The sequence below is a fragment of the Anaerobacillus sp. ABA4_114 genome (assembly GCF_056159065.1).
On sequence record NZ_JBSWUM010000001.1, the window covers coordinates 1,097,558 to 1,120,633 of the forward strand.

A 23,076-nucleotide genomic window follows, 5' to 3' on the forward strand; every position below is an offset into this window, starting at 1 on the left:
ATCTAATCTGGTAAATTGGACATCCAATCTGTACTCTTTTACAATAAAGTAAGAAACTAAAAGACGAGGTTATCAAATGAGCGAACTTACGTTTACGGATTACTATCATAATCAGGTGAGACTTTCTTTTAAGGATCACCCTTATTCGCTTTATCCAAAGCATGTTTGGGTCATTTGTCAGTTTGGAGGAAAATGGCTTCTGACCGAACATTCTAGAAGAGGCATTGAGTTTCCGGGTGGAAAAGTTGAAGAAGGGGAAACTGCAAAAGAAGCCGCAGTCCGAGAAGTTTATGAAGAAACGGGTGGCGTAGTGAACACAATACGGTACGTAGGCCAATATCGCGTAGAAGGCAAGGGTGGAACGATCATCAAAAACGTCTACTATGCAGAAATTGATCACCTAGTATCAAAAGAGGACTATATGGAAACGAATGGTCCAGTATTGCTTCAAGATCTCCCCACAGATCTTCCGACGAATGAACGGTATAGTTTTATGATGAAAGACAACGTACTACCATTCTGCTTGGAGAATTTAAACAAATCAATGTAAAAGAGTCCAGTTGAAAAACTGGACTCTTTTATATCATAAAACAAGAGTGTAAAGAATTCAGTGTTGAATAAGAGTGGTCATTGAGGGATAAATGGTATTAAACAATTGGATCTCGTTTTGGACTTATTCTCATCAAGTAGGATACAAGCTGAAACTAGCCTTCGTGAAGGCTAGTTCCTTATTAGTTTTCTTTCAATCCATTCTACAATCACATACATGATCGATGAAAAAATTGCAATCATAACAAGGCTAAGTAGAACGAGCGTGAAATTGAATACCTGAAACCCATAAATAATCATGTAGCCTAGCCCTTTTTTTGATACGAGAAACTCCCCAACAATGACGCCTACCCAGGAAAGTCCTACGTTTACTTTCAATGTAGAGATAATTGCTGGGAAAGAGGCTGGTAAGATTGCTTCCAGAAAAGTTTGTTTTTTGTTGCCTCCAAAGGAACGGATGACTTTGACGAAATTAGGTTCAACGGTATGAAATGCATGATAAACCACTAATGTTGTAATAATGATTGAAATGGAAGCTCCCATAGCGATAATCGAAAGGTATCCTGGACCGAGCGCTACGATAATAATTGGTCCAAGAGCTACTTTAGGCATGGAATTTAGCACGACAAGGTATGGATCAGCTATCTTAGAGGCTTTTTGCGACCACCATAATCCTGCGGCAAACAAAGTCCCTAAAGCTGTTCCTAGTATAAAGCCAGCTACCGTTTCGAGGAGGGTTACGGTAGTGTGAACGACTAATGAACCATCTAATAACTTTATAAGAAACAGTTCACCAATTTTTGAGGGATAGCTAAATAGTAATGGATCTACCCATGATAATCTTCCAGCTAGTTCCCATAAAGAGAAGAAAGCGATTAGTATAAAGAGTTGCCATGTAAATACGATTCGCTTTTCAATCTTTAATTCATTAAGGTAATGAGCATGCTGTTTTTTTAGCTGGGGGCTATTCATGTGATTCGAGCTCCTCCCAGATCGATTGGAAGTGATTACCAAAGTCTGGATTATTTCTTGCTTCAAACGGTGTGAGTTCTCTGAGATGCTCTGGAATTTCAAAGATCTTTGCTAGCTTTCCAGGACGCTTCGATAGAAGAATAACTCTGTCAGACATCGCGATTGCTTCACCGATATCATGAGTAACGAGTAACGCTGTCTTTTTCCTAGTTTTTAAGATAGAAGATACAAGGTTCTCCAGTTTCAATTTCGTTTGGTAATCGAGCGCTGAAAACGGTTCGTCTAACAGTAGCAAATCGGGCTGTGTGGCGAGTGTTCTAACTAAAGCTACTCGCTGCCTCATCCCACCCGACAGCTGGTTTGGATAGGCATTTTTAACATCACCTAAGCCCATTTCTTCAAGAAACCCTAACGTTTTTTCTTTATTCTCTGTCGTAATCTGGTCGGTAAGCTTTAAACCGAGTAAACAATTCTCTTCGATTGTCTTCCACGGAAACAAATAGTCCTGCTGCAACATGTATCCTACTTGTTCAGTCGGTGCAGTAATGGCCTTGTTCTGGAGTGTTATGGTTCCGCTAGTGGGAGATTGCAATCCTGAAATGAGAGAAAGAACAGTCGATTTACCACATCCCGAAGGTCCGAGCAATGATACGAACTCCCCCTCATCAATATGAAAAGTAAGGTCTGAGATTGCGACTTTTGCAGATTCTTTCGTGAAATAAACATGTGTGATGGCATCAAGATGAAGAAATGACATTGGATTTCCTCCTATTGCTGTGCTTTTTCTGCAAAGGTGGTATCCACTAAAGTCTTATGATCGATCCGTTTCGGGAGTTCCCCCGCTTCATCCATAATCGTTTGTAAATTGTTCCACTCTTCTTCATCTAGAATTGGATTTGTAGCATAAGAATGCTGACTTTTATAGCGGTCAACAACCGTGGTGATCAATGACAACTCGGTGTCTTCAAAGTAGGGTTGAATGGATTTTGCGATCTCTTCGGATGAATGAGTGTCTACCCAAGCTTGTGCTTCATAAATAGCAGCTGTAAAACGTGTAGCAACATCATCGTTTTTCTTAAGGAAGCTATCCTTAGCCATGTAGACTGTATAAGGAATCTTGCCGGATTCTTTTCCGAAAGAAGCGACGATGTGGCCGAGTCCCTGAGCTTCAAATATACTGGCAGTCGGTTCAAAAAGCTGCACAAAATCTCCTTTTCCAGAAGCATAGGCATTTGCGATGTTGGCGAAATCAATATTTTGGATCAGCGTCATATCATTGTGATGATCGATGCCTTTTTCCTTCAGAACGAACTCTCCTGCCATCTGAGGCATTCCACCTTTACGCTGACCAAGAAATGTACTTCCTTTTACATCGACCCATTTAAAATGCTCCATCGCCTTCCTTGAAACAAGAAAAGTGCCATCTGTTTGTGTGAGTTGCGCAAAATTAATTACTGGATCAGAAGTCCCTTGAGCATACACATAGATAGAGGTTTCAGATCCTACGAGTGCGATGTCTGCTCCATCAGATAAGAGCGTCGTCATGGTTTTGTCTCCACCCCATGTGGTGGTTAGTTCAACATTGATTCCATGCTTCTCAAATATCCCTTCAGACAATGCAACATATTGAGGAGCATAGAAGATGGAGCGGGTTACCTCGGCAACTCTTACCGTGTTATCACTGTTATTACTACATGCAGACATAAGAAAAAGTGAACATATTGCGATAAATATGATCGTTTTCGTCATCCAGCCTTTTGGCATTTGAATAACCTCCTGTTGCCATTCAAAATAGGCACATTGAAATACTATAGCTTATGTAGAAAGCATCATTGTGTGTTTGCCTACAGGCAACAGGAAATAAAAAAAGCACCCGCTGAGGGTGCTTTTTGAATTATAGGTTAATAGTAGGTCCTGCGTTTTTAATCTCATCTGAAACGTTTGAGAATTTCTCAAAGTTTTTCACGAACTGAGTCGCAAGTTCTTTTGCTTTCTCATCATATTTATCTTTGTCATTCCATGTTTGCCTCGGTTGAAGAACTTCTGCAGGAACCCCTGGGCAATGGGCAGGAACATGTAAACCAAAGATCGGATCTTTTTTCGTTTCGACACTGTCGAGCTCTCCATTAAGAGCAGCATGAACCATCGAACGAGTATAAGATAGTTTCATACGCTCACCTTCGCCGTAGCTTCCGCCTGACCAGCCTGTGTTTACTAGGAAGACTTCAACATCATGTTCCATGATTTTTTCACCCAGCATTTCTGCATATCGGTGAGCAGGAAGTGGTAGGAACGGTGCACCAAAGCAAGTGGAGAACGTTGCTTGTGGAGACGTAACCCCTCTTTCAGTTCCGGCTAGCTTACTTGTGTAACCAGAAAGGAAGTGGAACATCGCTTGCTCTTTTGTCAGCTTACTGATTGGCGGTAGGACCCCGAAAGCGTCTGCAGTCAAAAAGATAATCGTGTTAGGGTGACCCGCTACGCTCGGAACCGCAATATTAGGAATGGCGTCGATTGGATATGCAGCACGCGTATTTTCAGTTAAACTTGTATCATCATAATCAGGCAGTCTCGAATTGTTGTCTAGTGCAACGTTCTCAAGAACAGTGCCGAATCGAATTGCATCCCAAATTTGAGGCTCTTTTTCTCTAGACAAATTAATACATTTGGCGTAGCAGCCACCTTCGATGTTGAAGACCCCGTTCATCGACCAGCCATGTTCATCGTCACCGATCAAGCGACGGTTTGCGTCTGCTGATAGTGTCGTCTTTCCTGTACCTGATAGACCGAAGAAGAGAGCCACATCGCCTTCTTTTCCTACGTTCGCCGAACAGTGCATGGAAAGGATATTTCGCTCAGGTAGTAAGTAGTTCATGACAGTGAAGATCGATTTCTTAATCTCACCTGCATACTCAGTGCCACCGATTAAGACGGTACGTTTTTCAAATGAAATAATAATGAACGTTTCTGAATTCGTGCCGTCTTTGTCTGGGTTAGCTTGAAAACCAGGGGCAGAAATGACAGTGAACTCTGCTTCATGTCCTTTTAATTCAGATTCATTTGGGCGGATGAAAAGCTGATGTGCGAACAAGTTGTGCCATGCATATTCATTGATAACCTGGATGGGTAGTCTTGCTGATTGGTCTGCTCCAGCGAACCCTTTGAAAACATAAAGATCTTTTTTCTCTCCCAGGTAATCCAGAACCTTAGTGTAAAGGCTTTCAAAATGTTCTGAAGAGATAGACTGGTTTGTTTTCCAGTTGATTTTGTCTTTTGTTGATTCTTCACGGACAATGAACTTGTCCTCTGGAGAACGTCCAGTGTATTTGCCTGTTTCAACACGAAGAGCGCCAGTGGATGTTAATGTTCCCTCTTTCATCGATAGTGAACGTTCTACCAGTTCAGAAACTGATAAATTAACATGCGGATTATTCTTATTTAAAATGGCATCCAAAAGTGGTGAAGAGAAGGAAGCTGTTTTCATACGTTAAACCCATCCTTTATAATAAAATTTCATCAAGATCTTTTCTGAACTTGTTTAACTCAAAATTAGTATAACACATTCATTTAATTATTCTATACTAATCTATGGATTTTTCCTTGAAAAGTGAAAAAAAGGTGAATGACCTTTCTAATTAGGGCTTGTGTCATTAGATTGACAGAGAAAGCGAACTACGATATTATATTTCGAGAATGGATACTCTTATCCCGAGTAAGCGGAGGGACAGGCCCTATGAAGCTCAGCAACCAACTCCTCATATAGTGGATTAAGGTGCTAACCTGCAAGACTTATTGTCTTGGAAGATAAGAGGCGAAAGGCAAGAGACTTCAGCTCCTTTCCCTTTATGATGAAGGAAAGGGCTTTTTTATTGTCGTTTTTGGAAAAAAGCGTAATATTACCGTTTATTATTGAATTCGATGTCTCGTTTCGACAACACTATTAGGGAAATGAGTACCGTATCCATTACACTATATTAAATAGGAATGAATCCTTAAGGAGGTACTTAAGTGAGTAATCGTCGTTTGTTTACTTCTGAATCAGTAACTGAGGGGCATCCAGATAAAATATCAGACCAAATTTCTGATGCGATTCTGGATGATATTCTTGCGCACGACCCTAATGCGCGCGTTGCATGTGAAACTACAGTCACGACTGGACTAGTGTTGGTTTCCGGAGAGATCACTACATCTCACTATGTAGATATTCCGAAAGTCGTTCGTGAAACGGTCCAATCGATTGGATACACACGTGCTAAATATGGTTTTGACGCAGAAACATGTGCAGTCCTTTCATCGATCGATGAACAGTCAGCTGATATTGCTGCTGGTGTGAACGTGGCTTTAGAAGCACGTGAAGGCCAAATGTCTGACGATGAGATTGAATCGATTGGCGCTGGTGACCAGGGGTTGATGTTTGGGTATGCTTGTAATGAAACTCCTGAACTTATGCCTCTACCGATTTCTTTAGCTCATAAGTTGGCACGTCGTTTAAGCGAAGTAAGAAAAGAGGAAATCCTACCTTATCTTCGTCCGGATGGCAAAACCCAGGTTACAGTAGAATATGATGAAGAAGGTAAGCCGGTACGTATCGATACGATCGTTGTCTCTACACAGCATCATCCAGAAGTTTCGCTTGAGCAAATTCAACGAAATATTAAAGAGCACGTCGTTAAGCCTGTTGTTTCTCCAGAATTGATCGATGAAGATACAAAGTATTTCATTAATCCTACTGGTCGCTTTGTAATCGGTGGACCTCAAGGTGATGCAGGGTTAACAGGGCGTAAGATCATCGTGGATACTTACGGCGGATATGCACGTCATGGTGGTGGCGCATTCTCAGGTAAGGATGCTACAAAGGTTGACCGTTCAGCGGCTTATGCAGCGCGCTACGTAGCTAAAAATATCGTAGCAGCAAAACTTGCTGATCGTTGTGAAGTACAGTTGGCTTATGCGATTGGAGTAGCTCAACCTGTATCGATTTCGATCGACACGTTTGGCACTGGAACCGTATCTGAAGAGAAGCTAGTACAACTGGTGCGAGATAACTTCGACCTACGTCCAGCAGGGATCATCAAGATGTTAGATCTGCGACGCCCAATTTACAAGCAAACGGCTGCTTACGGCCATTTTGGACGTACAGACATCGAATTACCATGGGAGTACACTGATAAAGCAGAAGCTCTTAAAAAGGGTGCTAACCAATAAAATAGTAAGCCTATGAGGCCTAGCAAGCTGTCGAGATATTCTCGACAGCTTTTTTGTGCGGTTTAAGTAGCGTAATGGTTATATAACGTCATATGACAGAACTACCCAACGCGCAAAAGCCATTTAATGGTAAACTTGAAATAGTTGAGATTTAGTTAGGGGGGCTACCATGTCAGACGTTTTTGGACAGAAAGTTGAATCGCTAGAAGAGTTACGATCGATTGGAGGAGAGCCGGGGAAGTTAGCTGCCAACAAGGTGATCAACTTCTTAGATGATAACTGTGAACGATTTATCTCACATTCACCTTTCTTAACAATCGCTACAGCATCTCATTCGGGAAGCGATGTATCCCCGAGGGGAGACCAACCAGGATTTGTGAAAGTGATCGATAAAAAACACCTTCTAATCCCGGAAAGGCCGGGGAACAAACGGATGGACTCCCTACTGAATATTTTGGAGAACCCCAATGTAGGGTTGTTATTTCTTGTTCCAGGCAGGGAGGAAAGCCTTAGAATCAACGGTAAAGCGAGTATCGTTAAAGAGGAAGGCTTACTTAAAGACTGCGAGGCATTTGGGAATATTCCTTCTTTAGGAATAGGAGTCGAAGTGGTCGAATGTTTTATTCATTGTGGAAAAGCATTAAAGCGTTCTCATCTTTTTAAGCAAGACTATTGGCCGAATACAGAAAAGTTACCAAGTGCCGCAAAGATGCTCGCAGACCATGCGAAGCTTGAAAGCAATTCTGTTAGCAAGACCTTGAGGGAAAGTTACTCACAGCGTCTATATTGACTGTTGAACAGAAATGGCTCCTAACCCCTTATAAATGTTTGGTCTTCCGATAGAGCAATATATTAGGTCATGCTCATTGGCGATCTTTCTTGCTTCTTCCAACGTGAATAAGTTATGTCCATCCACGAGTAAAGGCAATCTTTGACGTTTCACCACTTGACCCCAATCAACATTCTGAATAAGGGGTAATTCGGTTAATAATAGCAAAGCATCACAGTTTGTAACAGTATCGTTCATCAACGAACGGTATTGGCTCGAGTGGTGATGTTCCATAGAAGGATCAAAGAATCTAACTTCGGCCCCTTCTTCTTCAAGCCGTTTTGATACAAGGTCTGAAGGAGAGGGAGCCTCTTTTTTATATGAATCTCCTAAAACCCCAATGATCGAGCCGTGTAGTGTTCCTAGAAAATCTTTAAGTTTTTGTGTGAGAATTTCGGGTTGATATCGTTCGATTTCCTCTATCAAATTAATAAGCTTTGAGCCAGAAAACGACTGGTTTTCCATTTCTCGAAACGTTGAAACGTTCGATATGCTTTCGTTACCTTGATAGAAAGAGCCTGGATGTCTTGAGTGATGTCCCATTCGTGGATCTGCACGGAGTGCCCCGTGTATAACTTCCACATCAGCTCCGTATCTCTCTGCCATACCTGCGATCATATTTAGGCAAGAACTATTTAAAGCAAGGTATGTGTGGCATGCATATTTCATCAATTCAGCGCTAGCATAATCCATAAATTGAAGAGTGTTCGTCAGTGGAGAATAGAATGACTCCATCAATCGACATCCCCTCAAAGAGGAGGTACCTATAATTAACTCAGATGGATGTGTAAAATCTTTCACGATCGTCCCCGGTCGTGAGAAGTCTGGATTGTGAATAACTTCGAAATCTTGTTCAGTCAATCCTTGTTCGATAAGGATATTATGGATTCTGGTCGTAGTTCCAGGTGGCACCGTACTCTTGATAATAAATGTTTTGTGAGATTGAACGCTCACTGCAATTTGTCTGATGAAACGGTAAAGGTTCGTAAGATCTGGAACTTGGTCTTCATTTGTTTGAAGTGATTCGGTGAATAGGAGATAGCTAGCTTCTGCAGCGGCAGCCAGTTTATTTGTGGAGAAGGCTAACATGCCCGTTCTTACGGCCTCATTGTATCGTTCCTGTAAACCACTTTCATTGAAAGGAACAGACCCATTCTTAAGTGCTGAAATAATTGTTTTATCATCATCAGCGCAAATAACGTCATACCCATTTGCTGCAAACGTAGCTGCTGCTGTGACTCCTATACGGGTTGCTCCAAATACTGCTAATTTCATGTCACTCTTCCTCTCAGGGTTTTAGGCGTACTGCGCGACTTTTTTGTTTCCGATTACAGTTTCATAATCTTCAACCAACCTGCCGAATATGGCATCCCAGGATTGAGTAAGGGCATACCTTCTACCTTCATACCCCATCATCAAACGTTCGATCGGGTCTTCTAGTAACCTTTCAATAGAACGTATATAGTCTGCTTCTGAATAAGGAGAACAAAGGACACCGTTACGATTGTGAGAAACCACTTCGATCAACCCGCCTGCATTTGCTGCGATAACTGGTGTTCCTGATGCGAGAGACTCAAGCGCTACATTGCCGAATGTTTCGGTAGCTGAAGGAAAAACGAATAAGTCTGCACTGGCATATAGCTCAGAAAGCTCTTCACCATGCTTATAACCAGTAAGGGTTACATTATCTGGGAGATTCTCTCTGAATTTCGGTAAGGATGGTCCATCTCCTACGACTAGCCATCGTGAGTGGTCTTTGATCCCTTTTGGAAGCTTCCACATTATCTTTCTGAGTGTTTCGAGGTTTTTTTCTGGAGCAAGTCTACTCACAAATAAAAAGATATACTTTTCTTTGATGGCATACCGTTCCCTTACAGCATTAGACTTTTTGGAGGGAGAGAACTGCGTACAATCTACCCCTCGTTTCCATAACTTAAGCTGATCAAACCCTTTTTCTTGAAGGCGATCGAGCGTATCTTTAGACGGAACGAAGATAGATGAGAACGGTTGGTGAAACCAAAGTAGATACTTCCAAATAAACGGAGCGGACCATTCGAGATGATAATGATTGAGGTAAGAGTCAAAGTTCGTGTGGTAAGAAGCCACCATGGGAATAGAAAGTTTTTTCCCATAATGCAGTCCGCTTAATCCGATATTAAATGGAGTAGCAATGTGTAATAAATCTGGATTGAAGCCCTGTAATTGTTTCCGTAACAGCCCTAACTTAGGGAGAGCCATCCTACATTCTGGATAAAGGAAGAACTTTGTACTGGCAAAACGATGGATGTTGCTAGAGAATAAGTCCACATCATTATTCGAATCAGGAGCAAACAATTTGTACTCGATCGAATGCCTCTCCATGTATGAGGTCAATCTCCCGAGAGTTTTTGACACACCGTTTACTTCTGGATAGTAGGTGTCCGTGAAAAGCGCTAACTTCATAATCGTCCCCCCATTCCTCTAATTAAGCTAACCAAATTGCAGAAATAAAAGCGCTGCCCATTCCAAGTATGATTCCAACAAGAACATCCGATGGATAATGATGACCAAGATAAATCCGTGAGAGAGCTACTGTTGCTGCAATCGCCAGTAATGGGATTACAAGAGATGGAATGACTAGGATGTATGGTGTGACGACAGAAAAAATAGCTGTTGTGTGGCCTGAAGGGAAAGAATGGTCCTTCAATGGATATACAAGCATTTTTGTCTCGGGTATCGCTAGATAAGGTCTATTTCTTGGGTAATGTTTTTTTATGAAATGTACGGGAAGGTGACTTAAAGTAAGTGCCACGGCACTTTGAAGTGCTAATGTTTTGTACGGAAAAGGTAAGAATATGAATAATAACAATGTGCTAATAATCGTTGCACGTGCACCACCTATGTGTGTGATGGTTCCCATGAAGGTAGTAAGGTATCGAGAGTGACATTTTAAGTTTAAGAACCGAAAAACAGAACATTCTTGTTCGTGAAGCCAGCCAACTACTTTACTCAAAATAATCCCCCTTCACTTTTTGTTACTTTCATCATAAAGGAGGCGTTTAGTGAGACTATTAAGGACATATTAAAGAATCATTAAGATTTATTTTGCAATAGTAAACAAAAAAAGAGACAGGCTAAACCTGGTCTCTTCTCATCATATTAAAGCGAAGTAAATAACATACCCGATCGCGAGTGCTGTACCGATTAGATAAACTAAGTAGATAGGATTGCTGAAAAACGACGCTTTTACTTTTGCATCACCTTGATTTTCGTAATCACCTTTTTGATTTTGCCCGAGGCGGTAAGTCATGAAAGCTCCGATTGCCAGGGTGATGATGACCAAGACGATCAAAACAATCGTTAATTTGTACAAGGTAGTCACCTCTATCCAATAGGATTGTAGTGGTAATTTTCCACAAGCCTACCGGAATTATACGCGTTACTCTGTTTAAAGAGGCGATTGTGCTTTGTAATATGCCGCCTTCTCCTTGTATTCTCTTCTTATGCGGTCCATATCACGCTTGTCTTCATCTGTCAGGTCTCTAATAACTTTCGCTGGCCGGCCGAATGCAAGGGTGTTAGCTGGTATTTTCTTTCCAGGTGGCACAAGGCTGCCCGCTCCTACGAAAGCACCTTCGCCTATCTCGGCACCATCCAAAACGATCGATCCCATTCCGATAAGGGCATTCTTTTTGATGTGGCTACTATGAAGAATAACTTGATGACCAACTGTTACACCATCTTCTAAAATGAGCTTAAGATTAGGACTTTGATGAAGAACTGAGTTATCCTGAATATTCACTCCTTTTCCTATAATGGTAGGTGAGACATCACCTCGTATCGTTGTATTAAACCAAACACTGCTGCTCTCTCCAATTGTCACATCACCCGTAATGGTAGTATAATCCGCAATATAGGCTGTTTCATGAATGACAGGTTTTTTTCCTTTATACTCATACAACATAAGATCCCAACTTCCTATCGATAATAAGTACTTATAAACGTAGTGTAACAAAAAAGAGTCGGATAAGGGGGCAATACCCATGAAGATAAAACAAACTGAAGGTGCAAGAGCGGTAATCGTTTTAGTTCACGGAGCAGGGGAGCATCACGGCCGTTATGATTGGCTTGTTTCCAAATGGTTAGATGAAAGGTTTCATGTGGTTTTAGGGGATTTGCCTGGGCAAGGTGAAAGTTCAAGGAGAAGAGGTCATATCGATTCATTCGATCAATATATCGAAACGATTGAAAAGTGGGTTAAAGCAGCACATGAATTTCAACTGCCTGTCTTTTTACTTGGGCATAGTATGGGGGGACTTGCTGTTATCCGTACTATTATGGAGAAAGAGCTTTCGTTATCAGGCGTTATCCTGTCATCTCCTTGTGTTGGACTTGTTAATCCACCTAAGAAAAGCCTTGATCTCGTATCCAAAATGTTAAACCCGATCGTTCCTTCGCTTCGGTTAAATTCACAGCTTGAGCCCGGACTTGCAACTAGAAACAAAGATTTCCATGTAAGAGATCTTGAAGATCCGCTTATTGTGAAAAAAGTATCAGTAAGATGGTATCGAGAATTAGTGAAAGCAATGAGGATAGCAAACGAAGGCGCGAAAGCTTTCTCTGATCTCCCTCTTCTATTAGTACAGGCCGGTGATGATCGTATCGTAGATAAAAAGTCAGTGAGGTCATGGTTCGATCGAATCCCTTCAACCGATAAGTCTTATAAAGAATGGGAAAATTTTTACCATGAAGTATTCAATGAACCAGAGCGTGAAATTGTTTTTAGGTCCGCATTGTCATTTGCACAACTGAGACTCGATCTGTTGGAAGATATAGGTGTGGAATTAAACTGACGATTAGGGGTGGAGTTTATTGAATGTACCTACTCAACCATGGACGTTGATGTTAAACATTTACAAACGTGTGTTACCGAGAGTGCACAAAGAGCTGAGTGAGTGGAAGGAATTTGCCGAACGAATTCCGAACAAAGAACTTCGAACGCAGGCGATCGCTAGTATTGATTCCAAAACTTTTCACTGTGAAGGTGGTGCCATCTATGGGTTGCTCGCAGGTAATAATATTGATCAATCGATTAAATTCATAGCCGCCTATCAAACGATAAGTGATTATCTCGATAATTTATGCGATAGGAGCACTTCGCTTAACCCTGAAGATTTCAGTGCTCTTCACGAATCGATGATCCACGCACTTTCTCCCAAAGTAGAGCTGACGTACAATTATTATCGCTATAGAGAAGAGCAAGACGATGGCGGTTATCTTAAAGCGTTAGTGAAAACATGTCAGGATGTGGTGAGAGAACTTCCTAACTTTGAGGAAGTTCAGCCTGCGCTCCTTGAACTATGTCAATACTACTGTGACTTGCAAATACATAAGCACGTGATTCCGGAAGAACGTGTTCCAAGGTTAGAGAAATGGTTCAATTATAATAAAGAAAAGCTACCAGATATGTCTTGGCATGAGTTTTCTGCATGTGCAGGCTCCACACTCGGCATCTTTTGTCTCGTTTCTTATTCACTTGGGGGAACGATGCCAAAAGGTAGTACAGATCGTATTAAGAAAGGTTATTTTCCATGGGTCCAGGGTCTTCATATTATGCTTGACTATTTTATTGATCAGGAAGAGGATCGTGTTGGTGGAGATCTAAACTTTTGTTTTTATTATCAAGACAATGATGAACTCGCAGCACGTGTAGGGCATTTCATTAAAGAAGCAGATAAGAGTGTGAAAAACCTTCCACATTCGAACTTCCACCGTTTGATTAATAAAGGACTCCTTGGAATTTATCTTGCAGATAAAAAAGTCATGAGACAGAAAGATGTACGGTCGCTTGCTAGAAGAATCATCCAACAAGGTGGGAAGTCGAGTTTGTTTTTCTATTTTAATGGGTGGGTATATAGAAGGATCCATAAGGCTTCTCAGTAAAAAAGGTATAAAAAACGTCTCTTCGTGAGAAAAGTAACCTATAGAAACTTGAAAGGGGACTTCCACAATGAAGAAACGGTATTACGTAGCGGTTGGATCTGGAGAAATTTTAGAAGACCAAGGGGCTTCATCCTATAACTTTGAAATAGATGCCGATGAAGAAGATGTTTTTCATTTAAGTGAACTATTTGATTTAGCTGACACAGATAGTCGGTTATCACTCTATCGAGCGCATGTGCCTACAAATTATCATGAAGATAAGAATAACCATGATTACGATGATCATCTTCAACAGATCTACAGAAAGATCCACGAGCTTGGAACAGAGCGTACAAGAGAGCATATCGAATCGATGGGAATTCTATAAAACATAGGGGCAGCTTGAGCTGCCCCTATGTTTTGCTTATTGCGAGTACATATGGTGGGTTGTTCTTTTGGTTTATAAAACCATATCGTAATACTTGGTAATCACGTTGGTCTAATTCAGATGTGAATTTAAGTACAGCGTCACTTTCTTTTTTACCTTCTGGATGACCAGAGTAAACGACAACGATCAACAGTCCACCAGGTTTTAGTAGTTCTAATATAGAAGAAACGGCTTCTAGCGTATCCTTCGGATTGGTGACGATCGATTTATCACCACCTGGAAGGTAACCAAGGTTAAAGATCGCTGCTGCGACTTGTCCTTTATCTGTCTCTTCGATGGTGTCTAATACATGAGCATGGCTGCTGTGAATCAAGTTTACTTGTGAGAGGTGCCCTTCTTTTTCGAGGCGCGCTTTAGTAGCTAGCAATGCTTCCTCTTGAATGTCATACCCATAAACTTTACCTTCTTCACCAACACGTTCTGCAAGATAGAGCGTATCGTGTCCGTTCCCGCATGTTCCATCTATGGCGATGCTTCCTTTTTCAAGGACGGAATCTAACAGTGTTCTCGTGAAGGGGAGTATCCTTTGTAGTGTCATGTTGTTACCTTTCCTCCTGTTGCAAACTTTCCTTGCCAAGTGTCTCTACGAATCATTTCATCTCTTATCGCGTTTAATACACCGAACTTATTGGTACTCCACATTGGACCGATCAACAGCTCTGCAGGACCATCACCAGTTATCCTGTGGATCACCATGTCTTCAGGAATTACTTCTAACTGATCGACTACCAAGTTCACATAAGTATCACGGTCTAAGAAATCGAGCATGCCTTTCTCGTACTGCTTAACCATAGCTGTGTTACGCAAAAGGTGTAACAGGTGAATTTTGATTCCTTGTACGTCTAGTTTTGATACCGCTCTTGCAGTTTCCATCATCATTTCAGGTGTTTCTCCAGGTAAACCATTTATGATGTGTGAAACGACGTTTATATTATGTTTCCTTAGTTTTTCTACCCCTTCAACATAGCAATCAAAATCGTGAGCTCTATTGATCAGATCACCTGTATGGTCATGTACCGTTTGTAATCCTAACTCCACCATTAAAAATGTCCGCTCGTTTAGTTCAGCTAAATAGTCGACTACGTCATCCGGAAGGCAGTCTGGTCGAGTTGCGATCGAAAGACCAACTACGCCCTCCTGTTGTAATATGACTTCATATTTTTCACGAAGTTCGTTAACTGGTGCGTAAGTATTGGTGAAGGCTTGGAAGTAACCGAGGTATTTCGCATCTTTCCACTTCTTAGCACGAGTTCGGTCTTTTATCGTATTAAACTGTGTAACGAGGTCATCTCTTCGATCACCTGCAAAATCACCAGAGCCACTAACGCTGCAAAACGTACAACCTCCGTGTGCGACTTTCCCATCTCTGTTTGGACAATCGAACCCTCCATCTAAAGGTACTTTAAATACCTTATGACCGAATGTCTGACGTAGGAAATGATTAAACGAGTAGTAACGCATGTCAGTTCCAAAGTGGTCGGGAAGATAATCAAATTTCATAATTGGAGCAACTCCTCTTTCGAACGGCGCCCGTCCAGAATAATAATCAAATTTTATCACTTTCAAAAGGCTTCTCCAAACCTTTTTAAATGTTTGGGAATATTTAGGTTGTGGTAAAGAAGACTATACACAGATAAAGAGGTGAGCGTATGAAAGATAATGAAAAGCGTCATAAAAAAGGCGAAACGAATAATCCAGAACAGCTTCCAGATCAAGAGCGAAGTCAGCTCGATGAAGATGTTTCTGAGATGAATGTAGACCCTATTCCACTTGAAGACCTGAAAGAAGAGCAAAAAGAAGAAAAGCAGAAACCAAAATCCAAAGATGACTCAGCTAGTCAAAAGAAATATAGAGAAGGATAACGCACCCACAGTGGTGCGTTTTACCTTGTTTAGAGTTCTCTTTGTCTTCTTACCTTATTGCTTTCGTATCGTGTCAGGCCTCATACGGAAATCTTACTGTTGAAAGATTTATCCTAATGTATAAACCCCTATGTGACCGTCTAAAATGATAATGTTCTTGACAATTTTCTGAAGTATTCATACAATACAAACTATATACTGAGATTAAACTGAAAGATTATGATGAGGAATAGTAATAAAGCTTCTACTTTAAGAGAGTTAACGGTTGGTGAAAGTTAACATAGAAACTTTATGAACTCGCCTTTGAATCGGAATCCTGAAAGATAGTAGGGAGCCCCGTCCGCCTGCGTTAAAGGTTTTAAGTGAGTGCGATTCAGCACTAATCCGGGTGGTACCGCGGGTGATTGTGAATAACAGATTCTCAACCTCTCGTCCCTGTTTATAGACAGGGATGGGAGGTTTTTTATTTTATGGATAGTTGGAAGGAGAGAGCTAGCATGTCTTTTGATCACAAATCGATCGAAAAGAAATGGCAACACTATTGGGAACAGAATAAAACGTTTAAAACGACTGAAGAAGCAGAGGGAGAAAAAGTTTATTTTCTCGATATGTTTCCATATCCATCAGGAGCAGGTCTGCACGTAGGCCATCCAGAAGGGTATACAGCTACAGATATATTGTCACGTATGAAACGAATGCAAGGGTACAACGTATTGCATCCGATCGGTTGGGATGCGTTTGGTCTTCCAGCAGAGCAGTATGCTCTTGATACAGGTAACAATCCACGTGAATTTACTCAGCAAAACATCAACACGTTCCGTCGCCAAATCAAGGAACTTGGATTCTCGTATGATTGGGATAGAGAAGTAAATACGACCGATCCAAACTACTACAAATGGACACAGTGGATTTTCACAAAACTATATGAAAAAGGTCTTGCTTACGTAGATGAAGTTGCTGTGAACTGGTGTCCAGCTCTAGGAACGGTTCTAGCTAATGAAGAAGTCATCGATGGTAAAAGTGAGAGAGGTGGACACCCAGTAGTACGTAAACCAATGAAACAGTGGGTGTTGAAAATCACAGAGTACGCAGACCGCTTGCTAGAAGATCTTGAAGACCTAGACTGGTCTGAAAGTATTAAAGAGATGCAGCGCAATTGGATCGGGAAGTCAGAAGGTGCTGAAGTAACGTTTGAAATCGACGGACATGATGAATCGATCGATGTCTTTACGACTCGTCCTGATACACTGTTCGGAGCTACGTATATGGTTCTAGCGCCAGAACATCCTCTAGTGGACCTTATTTCAACTGATTCTGAAGCTGCAAAAGTAAAAGACTACCGTTCAAGTGTGCAAACGAAGAGTGATCTTGAGCGTACAGAACTTTCGAAAGAAAAAACAGGCGTCTTCACAGGGGCATATGCGATCAATCCGATCAACAATGAGAAGCTTCCGATCTGGGTAGCAGACTATGTTCTAATGAGCTATGGTACGGGAGCTATCATGGCGGTGCCTGCTCATGATGAGCGTGACTACGAGTTCGCAACAGCTTTCGACCTACCGATAAAAGAAGTTGTAGCAGGTGGAGATATTTCGAAAGAAGCTTACACTGAAGAAGGGGAGCATGTTAATTCAGACTTCCTGAACGGACTTGATAAAACAGAAGCGATCACTAAGAGTATTGAGTGGCTTGAAGAAAAGAACAAAGGTAAGAAAAAGACAACATACAGACTTAGAGATTGGTTGTTCAGCCGTCAACGTTATTGGGGAGAACCCATTCCAATCATCCATTGGGAAGACGGTACGATGAGTGCTGTTCCTGAACAAGATCTTCCAGTCACTCTACCTGAAACAACAGAGATCAAGCCTTCAGGAACGGGAGAATCTCCACTTGCTAACATTGATGAATGGTTAAATGTAGTTGATCCAAAGACTGGTATGAAAGGACGCCGTGAGACAAATACCATGCCTCAATGGGCGGGAAGCTGCTGGTATTATCTTCGTTACATCGATCCAGATAATGATCAAATGTTGGCTGATCCAAAGAAACTTGAAGCTTGGCTTCCTGTAGACATGTATATTGGAGGAGCGGAGCATGCGGTTCTGCACTTGCTATACGCTCGCTTCTGGCATAAAGTCCTTTATGATATTGGCGTCGTTCCAACGAAAGAGCCGTTCCAGCGTCTACGAAATCAAGGGATGATCCTTGGTGAAAACAATGAGAAGATGAGTAAATCTAAGGGGAATGTTGTTAACCCGGATGAAATTGTTGAAACGCATGGAGCAGACACACTTCGCCTTTACGAAATGTTTATGGGACCATTCGAAGGTTCCATCGCATGGTCAAGCAATGGATTAGACGGTGCTAGAAGGTTCCTTGATCGTGTGTGGCGTTTATACGGAGAAGGTGACCTTTCAAAAAGCTCGATCTCAAAAGAAGCATCAGAGGATGGCCTAGAGCGTGTTTATCACGAAACGGTTAAGAAAGTTACGGAAGACTTCGAGGGCTTGCGTTTTAATACGGCGATCTCTCAAATGATGGTCTTCGTGAACGAAGCGTATAAGCAAGATTCTTTACCATTCAATCTGATGGAAGGTTTTGTTAAGCTTCTATCTCCAGTAGCTCCTCATCTTACAGAAGAATTGTGGGAGGTGCTTGGTCACACTGATACACTCGCTTATGCAAGCTGGCCAACGTTTGATGAGAACAAGCTGACTGTTGATGAAGTAGAGATCGTCGTGCAAGTAAATGGAAAGTTACGTGCTAAGATTTCGATCCCTGCTGAAGCAACTCGAGAAGAAATGCAAGACATTGCCATGGCTCACGAGAAGATCGAAGGACAGCTTGAAGGAAAAACAATTCGTAAAGTAATCGCTGTTCCTGGAAAGCTTGTGAATATTGTAGCTAACTAAGTTATTAAAGTGAAATGAGTGAAGCTAGAGGTCATAAAGACCTCTGGCTTTTTTTGATTTATAAAGGTATCGAACCAATCACTCTTTTTAGTGAAAAATAATAGTATGGGTTATATTTGTGACATGGTATCACTAGAAACTTCTTGTTCAAAAGCTTGCCAGATTGATTTCTTGAATTAAAGATAAAAATGATGTAGGATTGTTTTGGTGAAGAAACCATTCAATGAAAACAATCGTTCAGGAAGGAGTATGTTAAATGAGTAATGAAGTTAAGACGATTACACCTGAAGAGGTTCAAGAGCTACTAAATGAGGGAAAAAACGTATCGCTAATCGACGTTCGTGAGGATGAAGAGGTAGCAGAAGGAAAGATTCCTGTGGCTAAACATATTCGTCTTGGTACTATTCCTGAACGACTTGATGAGATCAACAAAAACGAAGAGCACATCATGATTTGTCGCTCAGGAAGACGAAGCGAGCATGCATGTGAATATTTACAAGAAGCAGGATATGAAGTGAAGAATATGGTAGGCGGTATGATGAAGTGGGAGGGTGAAGTAAAGTAACCCTCCTAAGAAAAGGAGAGAATCCAGATGACACTATGGGGCATGGCTATCGCTGTTGCGGCAATAACGATTGGGCTATGGAAAGTCGTTCATCCCTATACGTATTTAAAGCCGATCAATGTTGATCCCTTTGATGATGATAAATACTGCTTGATCGATGTAAGAGATTACATTCTTTCGCACCGTACACCGTATGAGAAAGCAAAGAACATCCCGCTTTCTTATCTCGGTAGACAGACAAAGGAAAATGATGTTTGTGATAAAGAAATCGTTGTGCTTGCAGAAGACCGCAAGGCTGCGAGGATGGCTGCAAAAATATTGTTAAAGCAATCGAAGCAGCCTATTTATTACATGACAGTTTCATCATAAACTGGAACGCCTTTAGAAGACTTTTCTGAAGGCGTACCATTCGCCTATTAATCCAACTAAAATTATAGGATTAATTATATTTTTCTTTTTAAAATAGGTCTAGAAGCCTCCCTTTTCTTTGTTATAATAAGGAAAAAGATAACTTAGAGGTGTCGTCATGAGGGCAGAACTTATTCGCGCTATGATGGATTTACAGGCATTGCGCCAATTTCAACCTGGAAACGGAAGTCGAAATCAGCAGGCAGCCACTCCTTTTCTTGAAATGCTAGAACAGGCTATTTCATACACTTCATCTGATCAGATAACTACTTTTGACAGTACGTCTATAACAAAGCAAACTCCGGTGGAGTCATTTACGCCTACTGGTCATTCAACAAAGTCACTAGAAATAGATGGATACATTCAGCAACTCTCCGATGAACATCAAGTGGATTCTAAACTAATTCACTCCATTATTAAGCAGGAGTCAGGGTATAACCCATCAGCAGTTAGCCATGCAGGTGCAGTTGGACTTATGCAGCTTATGCCTGCAACAGCGCGTGGGCTCGGGATAGAAGATCCCTTTGATGCTAAGCAGAATATCGAAGGCGGCGTCAAATACATTAAGCAAATGTTGAGTAAATATGGTGGGAATACTGAACTTGCTCTAGCAGCTTATAATGCCGGACCGGGAAACGTTGATAAGTATGGAGGTATCCCTCCATTTAAAGAAACGCAAAACTATGTATCTAAAGTTATGAAAAACTATTTAGCATAAAGCAAAGCTGTCTCACACGACTGCTCTTTAGCGGACGTGAGGAGGCAGTTTTTTTATTTTTTTAAAAGAATTTTGGGATGCTTTGTGAGATACTACATGGAGAGGTGAAGCACTATGAAAGATTTTAAAGGAATGGGTTTAGATATAAGTTTGGTTGAATCACTTGAATCACAAGGGATTGAATCACCCACTGACATACAGAAAGAAACGATCCCGGTTATGCTTAAGGGGCAGGATGTGATGGCTCAGGCACAGACTGGCACAGGGAAAACTTTCGCTTTCTTATTACCGATATTAGAAAAGGTAGATACAGAAGCAGATCATGTACAGGCTCTAATCGTTACGCCTACACGTGAGCTGGCTCTTCAAATCACCACTGAATTATTGAAACTAGTTAATGGGCGTCCTGAAGTAAACGTTCTTGCCGTATATGGTGGACAGGATGTAGAGAAGCAGATATCAAAGCTTAACAAACACGTTCATATTGTAGTAGGAACGCCTGGGAGATTATTAGATCACATTCGAAGAGAGACGATCGACCTTTCTCAAACAAACTTCCTTATACTTGATGAGGCAGATCAAATGCTGCATATAGGTTTCTTAAAAGAAGTTGAGGATATTATTTACGAAACGCCAGATAGTAGACAAACAGCTCTCTTTTCAGCTACATTATCGAGTGATATTCGTAGCTTAGCAAAACGATTTATGCGTTCTCCTATAACGATAAAAGGGAAAGAGAATGGAAAGACGGTTGAAATTGTACAGCAGTACATGATCGAAACAACAGATCGAAGAAAGTTTGGAGCCTTAACGGAGACGATCGATGAAGCACGTCCTTTCTTAGGCATCATATTCTGTCGTACGAAACGTAGAGTGAGTAAACTTTACGGAGATTTAAAAGCGAAGGGATATTTAGTTGACGAACTACACGGAGATCTGTCACAAGCAAAGCGGGAGAGCGTCATTAAGAAGTTTCGTGAAGCAAAAATTCAGTTTCTTGTCGCGACCGATGTAGCTGCAAGGGGACTTGATATCGAAGGGATTACACATGTGTTCAACTACGATGTACCTCATGATGTCGAAAGCTACATTCACAGAATTGGAAGAACAGGTCGAGCTGGTGAAGGTGGTACAGCATATACATTTATCGCTTCTAAGGATAAGCAAGCAGTTCCAATGATTGAGAAGGGGATTGGTAAGCGTATCGAACGCAAATCTGTAGAGAGCGCTCTACCTTCGGGGGATGACCGTGATCCTGCACGTGGTAGAGAAGATAGAAGTCGATCGCATGGCAGACGGAAAAACAGTCGAAGTGGTGGCAGAAACAGAAGGTAAAAAAAAGGTATCTGCAATCGCAGATACCTTTTTTACCTTTCAGCTGCACTTTTTCCTGCCGTGAACCCAGTAACGAAAGCTGAAGTGATGTTATATCCACCGGTATAACCATGGATATCTAGCACCTCACCACAGAAGTAAAGTCCTTTCGTAAATTTCGAAGCCATTTCTTTTGGGTGAATTTCTTTAAGAGAGACGCCTCCACCAGTAACAAACGCTTTGTCAATCGGTAACGTACCATCGACAGCCACTCGGAATTGTTTTAACGAGCGAACATATTCTCGTACTTTTTCTTTCGATAGATGTGCGTACGTCGTATCTGGGGATAGTCCAGCTCTTTCGAGTAGAAACAGCATGTAGCGCTCCGGAACTTTTCCTTTCCAGATATTTTTAATTGCCTTTTTAGGATCTTCTTTCGCAATCTTCATATGTTCGCGATACAATTCTTCTTCATTTTGGTCAGGTACTGCATCGATTTGAAGGGGAATAAATTGTGCGTTGAACTTCTTTAATGCTTTGACAACATATTGACTACAGCGTAATACTGCTGGTCCAGAAAGTCCGATATGTGTGAAGATCATGTCCCAACGGTGTGTCTTTATCACTTTTCCTTTAGGGTTCAAAACTGACAAAGCTACATCACGGAGCGAAAGACCTTGAAGCTCTTTATTTTTGATAAAGGGCTCGCTCGATGTGAGGGGAACTTCGGTAGGATAAAGCTCTGTAATCGTGTGTCCCCCTTCCTCCGCCCAAGCATACCCGTCTCCTGTTGAACCAGTGTGAGGAACTGATTTTCCTCCAACTGCAACGATGACGTTCGAAGCCGTTATCTTCTCATTCGACTTCAGTAAGACACCTGCAACCGCACCGTCTTCATAAAGGACCTTTTCGACAGGTGTATTTACCTGAATCGTTACGTTAAGTTCTTTTACCTTATTAAGGAGTGCGTTCACGACAGACTTTGCATCATCCGTAACAGGAAACATCCTGCCGTGATCTTCTTCTTTAAGCTTGATTCCCAAGCCTTCAAAAAACGAAATGATATCTTCATTATCAAAGATATTGAAGGCGCTATATAAAAATTTCCCATTTCCAGGAATGAATTTAATCAATTCATCGAGGGGGAGTCTGTTCGTTACATTACATCTGCCGCCACCAGAAATGGCAAGTTTTCTACCGAGTTTATTTCCTTTATCAACGAGTAGGACAGATGCTCCATGCTCAGCAGCAGCTACAGACGCCATGAGTCCAGACGGTCCACCACCAATCACGACAACATCATACTTCATGCTTACACCTCTCTCATTTTGCTACAAACAAACATACCATAATTCATTTAAAATAGAAAAGTCACGAATCATAGATAATGTTT

The 23,076-nt window shown here is 41.4% G+C and carries 24 protein-coding genes, 1 riboswitch and 1 other annotated feature; of the genes, 12 read left to right on the forward strand and 12 right to left on the reverse strand.

Features of this window, described 5'->3' with window-relative positions; genetic code table 11:
* Positions 1-76: 76 nt before the first annotated feature.
* The gene (gene ytkD / locus ACXAEY_RS05375) at positions 77-550 is read left to right on the forward strand and encodes an RNA deprotection pyrophosphohydrolase (protein ID WP_270179667.1); all 474 of its coding nucleotides are present in this window, start codon (positions 77-79) and stop codon (positions 548-550) included.
* Positions 551-720: 170 nt separating this feature from the next.
* On the opposite strand, the gene ACXAEY_RS05380 is transcribed toward ytkD, so the two are convergent.
* The 4 genes from ACXAEY_RS05380 to pckA all read right to left on the reverse strand — a co-directional run bounded on the left by ACXAEY_RS05380 (position 721) and on the right by pckA (position 5,005).
* Positions 721-1,521, reverse strand: a complete 801-nt coding sequence (locus ACXAEY_RS05380; RefSeq protein WP_270179666.1) for an ABC transporter permease — start codon at positions 1,519-1,521, stop codon at positions 721-723.
* Complete coding sequence (locus ACXAEY_RS05385) at positions 1,514-2,278, reverse strand: ABC transporter ATP-binding protein (protein WP_270179665.1); 765 nt, start codon at positions 2,276-2,278, stop codon at positions 1,514-1,516. Before ACXAEY_RS05385 ends, ACXAEY_RS05380 begins: the two co-directional genes overlap by 8 nt.
* Positions 2,279-2,289: 11 nt before the next feature.
* Entirely contained in the window at positions 2,290-3,285 is a 996-nt protein-coding gene (locus ACXAEY_RS05390; protein ID WP_474810809.1) for an ABC transporter substrate-binding protein, read from the reverse strand.
* A 130-nt stretch (positions 3,286-3,415) separates the two neighbouring features.
* Complete coding sequence (pckA, locus tag ACXAEY_RS05395; RefSeq protein WP_270179664.1) at positions 3,416-5,005, reverse strand: phosphoenolpyruvate carboxykinase (ATP); 1,590 nt, start codon at positions 5,003-5,005, stop codon at positions 3,416-3,418.
* Positions 5,006-5,221: 216 nt separating this feature from the next.
* A riboswitch (SAM riboswitch) is annotated at positions 5,222-5,332 on the forward strand.
* Positions 5,333-5,529: 197 nt separating this feature from the next.
* On the opposite strand from pckA, the gene metK reads away from it, so the two are divergent.
* The gene (gene metK / locus ACXAEY_RS05400) at positions 5,530-6,726 is read left to right on the forward strand and encodes a methionine adenosyltransferase (protein WP_474810810.1); all 1,197 of its coding nucleotides are present in this window, start codon (positions 5,530-5,532) and stop codon (positions 6,724-6,726) included.
* Positions 6,727-6,895: 169 nt separating this feature from the next.
* Entirely contained in the window at positions 6,896-7,516 is a 621-nt protein-coding gene (locus ACXAEY_RS05405; protein WP_270179662.1) for an MSMEG_1061 family FMN-dependent PPOX-type flavoprotein, read from the forward strand.
* On the opposite strand, the gene ACXAEY_RS05410 is transcribed toward ACXAEY_RS05405, so the two are convergent.
* The 5 genes from ACXAEY_RS05410 to ACXAEY_RS05430 form a co-directional block, all read right to left on the reverse strand.
* Entirely contained in the window at positions 7,508-8,830 is a 1,323-nt protein-coding gene (locus ACXAEY_RS05410; RefSeq protein ID WP_474810811.1) for a nucleotide sugar dehydrogenase, read from the reverse strand. The two genes, ACXAEY_RS05405 and ACXAEY_RS05410, sit on opposite strands and share 9 nt — an antisense overlap.
* 21 nt (positions 8,831-8,851) lie before the next feature.
* The gene (locus ACXAEY_RS05415; protein ID WP_474810812.1) at positions 8,852-9,997 is read right to left on the reverse strand and encodes a glycosyltransferase family 4 protein; all 1,146 of its coding nucleotides are present in this window, start codon (positions 9,995-9,997) and stop codon (positions 8,852-8,854) included.
* 22 nt (positions 9,998-10,019) lie between these two features.
* Positions 10,020-10,547 carry a phosphatase PAP2 family protein gene (locus tag ACXAEY_RS05420; protein ID WP_270179659.1) on the reverse strand — a complete coding sequence of 176 codons (528 nt, stop codon included), beginning with the start codon at positions 10,545-10,547 and terminating at the stop codon, positions 10,020-10,022.
* Between the two features lie 141 nt (positions 10,548-10,688).
* Entirely contained in the window at positions 10,689-10,907 is a 219-nt protein-coding gene (locus ACXAEY_RS05425; protein WP_270179658.1) for a hypothetical protein, read from the reverse strand.
* Positions 10,908-10,982: 75 nt separating this feature from the next.
* Positions 10,983-11,498, reverse strand: coding sequence for a gamma carbonic anhydrase (locus tag ACXAEY_RS05430; RefSeq protein ID WP_474810813.1), 516 nt, complete (start codon positions 11,496-11,498; stop codon positions 10,983-10,985).
* Between the two features lie 79 nt (positions 11,499-11,577).
* Between ACXAEY_RS05430 and ACXAEY_RS05435 the strand changes: the two genes are divergently transcribed.
* The 3 genes from ACXAEY_RS05435 (at position 11,578) to ACXAEY_RS05445 (ending at position 13,844) form a co-directional block, all read left to right on the forward strand.
* On the forward strand, positions 11,578-12,387 hold the full coding sequence (locus ACXAEY_RS05435; protein WP_270179656.1) for an alpha/beta hydrolase: 810 nt from the start codon (positions 11,578-11,580) through the stop codon (positions 12,385-12,387).
* A gap of 19 nt (positions 12,388-12,406) precedes the next feature.
* On the forward strand, positions 12,407-13,477 hold the full coding sequence (locus tag ACXAEY_RS05440; protein WP_474810814.1) for a tetraprenyl-beta-curcumene synthase family protein: 1,071 nt from the start codon (positions 12,407-12,409) through the stop codon (positions 13,475-13,477).
* A gap of 67 nt (positions 13,478-13,544) precedes the next feature.
* Entirely contained in the window at positions 13,545-13,844 is a 300-nt protein-coding gene (locus tag ACXAEY_RS05445) for a hypothetical protein (RefSeq protein ID WP_270179654.1), read from the forward strand.
* Positions 13,845-13,869: 25 nt separating this feature from the next.
* Here the strand turns inward: ACXAEY_RS05445 and mnmM are convergent, their stop codons facing one another.
* Together mnmM and mnmL are read right to left on the reverse strand one after the other, a co-directional pair.
* Positions 13,870-14,442 (reverse strand): tRNA 5-(aminomethyl)-2-thiouridylate-methyltransferase MnmM, encoded by a 573-nt coding sequence (gene mnmM, locus ACXAEY_RS05450; RefSeq protein WP_474810816.1) that lies wholly within the window; start codon positions 14,440-14,442, stop codon positions 13,870-13,872.
* Positions 14,439-15,404: a tRNA modification radical SAM protein MnmL/YtqA gene (gene mnmL / locus ACXAEY_RS05455; protein WP_270179652.1), complete on the reverse strand. Its 966-nt coding sequence runs from the start codon at positions 15,402-15,404 to the stop codon at positions 14,439-14,441. Before mnmL ends, mnmM begins: the two co-directional genes overlap by 4 nt.
* Positions 15,405-15,553: 149 nt before the next feature.
* On the opposite strand from mnmL, the gene ACXAEY_RS05460 reads away from it, so the two are divergent.
* The 6 genes from ACXAEY_RS05460 to ACXAEY_RS05485 all read left to right on the forward strand — a co-directional run bounded on the left by ACXAEY_RS05460 (position 15,554) and on the right by ACXAEY_RS05485 (position 21,704).
* Positions 15,554-15,766, forward strand: a complete 213-nt coding sequence (locus ACXAEY_RS05460; protein ID WP_270179651.1) for a hypothetical protein — start codon at positions 15,554-15,556, stop codon at positions 15,764-15,766.
* A 210-nt stretch (positions 15,767-15,976) separates the two neighbouring features.
* Positions 15,977-16,206 (forward strand) — a binding site (T-box leader).
* A 57-nt stretch (positions 16,207-16,263) separates the two neighbouring features.
* On the forward strand, positions 16,264-18,678 hold the full coding sequence (gene leuS / locus ACXAEY_RS05465) for a leucine--tRNA ligase (RefSeq protein ID WP_474814739.1): 2,415 nt from the start codon (positions 16,264-16,266) through the stop codon (positions 18,676-18,678).
* A gap of 256 nt (positions 18,679-18,934) precedes the next feature.
* Positions 18,935-19,243, forward strand: a complete 309-nt coding sequence (locus ACXAEY_RS05470) for a rhodanese-like domain-containing protein (protein WP_270179649.1) — start codon at positions 18,935-18,937, stop codon at positions 19,241-19,243.
* Between the two features lie 27 nt (positions 19,244-19,270).
* Entirely contained in the window at positions 19,271-19,612 is a 342-nt protein-coding gene (locus ACXAEY_RS05475) for a rhodanese-like domain-containing protein (protein ID WP_474810819.1), read from the forward strand.
* Positions 19,613-19,769: 157 nt separating this feature from the next.
* Positions 19,770-20,369, forward strand: coding sequence for a lytic transglycosylase domain-containing protein (locus ACXAEY_RS05480; RefSeq protein WP_474810821.1), 600 nt, complete (start codon positions 19,770-19,772; stop codon positions 20,367-20,369).
* A 114-nt stretch (positions 20,370-20,483) separates the two neighbouring features.
* Complete coding sequence (locus tag ACXAEY_RS05485; protein WP_474810823.1) at positions 20,484-21,704, forward strand: DEAD/DEAH box helicase; 1,221 nt, start codon at positions 20,484-20,486, stop codon at positions 21,702-21,704.
* Positions 21,705-21,736: 32 nt separating this feature from the next.
* Here the strand turns inward: ACXAEY_RS05485 and ACXAEY_RS05490 are convergent, their stop codons facing one another.
* Positions 21,737-22,993: a BaiN/RdsA family NAD(P)/FAD-dependent oxidoreductase gene (locus ACXAEY_RS05490; RefSeq protein ID WP_270179645.1), complete on the reverse strand. Its 1,257-nt coding sequence runs from the start codon at positions 22,991-22,993 to the stop codon at positions 21,737-21,739.
* Between the last annotated feature and the right edge of the window lie 83 nt (positions 22,994-23,076).

Coding starts and splice junctions, on each gene's coding strand:
- ytkD (WP_270179667.1), top strand. CDS start 77: ATGAGCGAACTTACGTTTACGGATTACTATCATAATCAGGTGAGACTT.
- ACXAEY_RS05380 (WP_270179666.1), bottom strand. CDS start 1,521: ATGAATAGCCCCCAGCTAAAAAAACAGCATGCTCATTACCTTAATGAA.
- ACXAEY_RS05385 (WP_270179665.1), bottom strand. CDS start 2,278: ATGTCATTTCTTCATCTTGATGCCATCACACATGTTTATTTCACGAAA.
- ACXAEY_RS05390 (WP_474810809.1), bottom strand. CDS start 3,285: ATGCCAAAAGGCTGGATGACGAAAACGATCATATTTATCGCAATATGT.
- pckA (WP_270179664.1), bottom strand. CDS start 5,005: ATGAAAACAGCTTCCTTCTCTTCACCACTTTTGGATGCCATTTTAAAT.
- ACXAEY_RS05405 (WP_270179662.1), top strand. CDS start 6,896: ATGTCAGACGTTTTTGGACAGAAAGTTGAATCGCTAGAAGAGTTACGA.
- ACXAEY_RS05410 (WP_474810811.1), bottom strand. CDS start 8,830: ATGAAATTAGCAGTATTTGGAGCAACCCGTATAGGAGTCACAGCAGCA.
- ACXAEY_RS05415 (WP_474810812.1), bottom strand. CDS start 9,997: ATGAAGTTAGCGCTTTTCACGGACACCTACTATCCAGAAGTAAACGGT.
- ACXAEY_RS05430 (WP_474810813.1), bottom strand. CDS start 11,498: ATGTTGTATGAGTATAAAGGAAAAAAACCTGTCATTCATGAAACAGCC.
- ACXAEY_RS05435 (WP_270179656.1), top strand. CDS start 11,578: ATGAAGATAAAACAAACTGAAGGTGCAAGAGCGGTAATCGTTTTAGTT.
- ACXAEY_RS05445 (WP_270179654.1), top strand. CDS start 13,545: ATGAAGAAACGGTATTACGTAGCGGTTGGATCTGGAGAAATTTTAGAA.
- mnmM (WP_474810816.1), bottom strand. CDS start 14,442: ATGACACTACAAAGGATACTCCCCTTCACGAGAACACTGTTAGATTCC.
- mnmL (WP_270179652.1), bottom strand. CDS start 15,404: ATGAAATTTGATTATCTTCCCGACCACTTTGGAACTGACATGCGTTAC.
- ACXAEY_RS05460 (WP_270179651.1), top strand. CDS start 15,554: ATGAAAGATAATGAAAAGCGTCATAAAAAAGGCGAAACGAATAATCCA.
- leuS (WP_474814739.1), top strand. CDS start 16,264: ATGTCTTTTGATCACAAATCGATCGAAAAGAAATGGCAACACTATTGG.
- ACXAEY_RS05470 (WP_270179649.1), top strand. CDS start 18,935: ATGAGTAATGAAGTTAAGACGATTACACCTGAAGAGGTTCAAGAGCTA.
- ACXAEY_RS05475 (WP_474810819.1), top strand. CDS start 19,271: ATGACACTATGGGGCATGGCTATCGCTGTTGCGGCAATAACGATTGGG.
- ACXAEY_RS05480 (WP_474810821.1), top strand. CDS start 19,770: ATGAGGGCAGAACTTATTCGCGCTATGATGGATTTACAGGCATTGCGC.
- ACXAEY_RS05485 (WP_474810823.1), top strand. CDS start 20,484: ATGAAAGATTTTAAAGGAATGGGTTTAGATATAAGTTTGGTTGAATCA.
- ACXAEY_RS05490 (WP_270179645.1), bottom strand. CDS start 22,993: ATGAAGTATGATGTTGTCGTGATTGGTGGTGGACCGTCTGGACTCATG.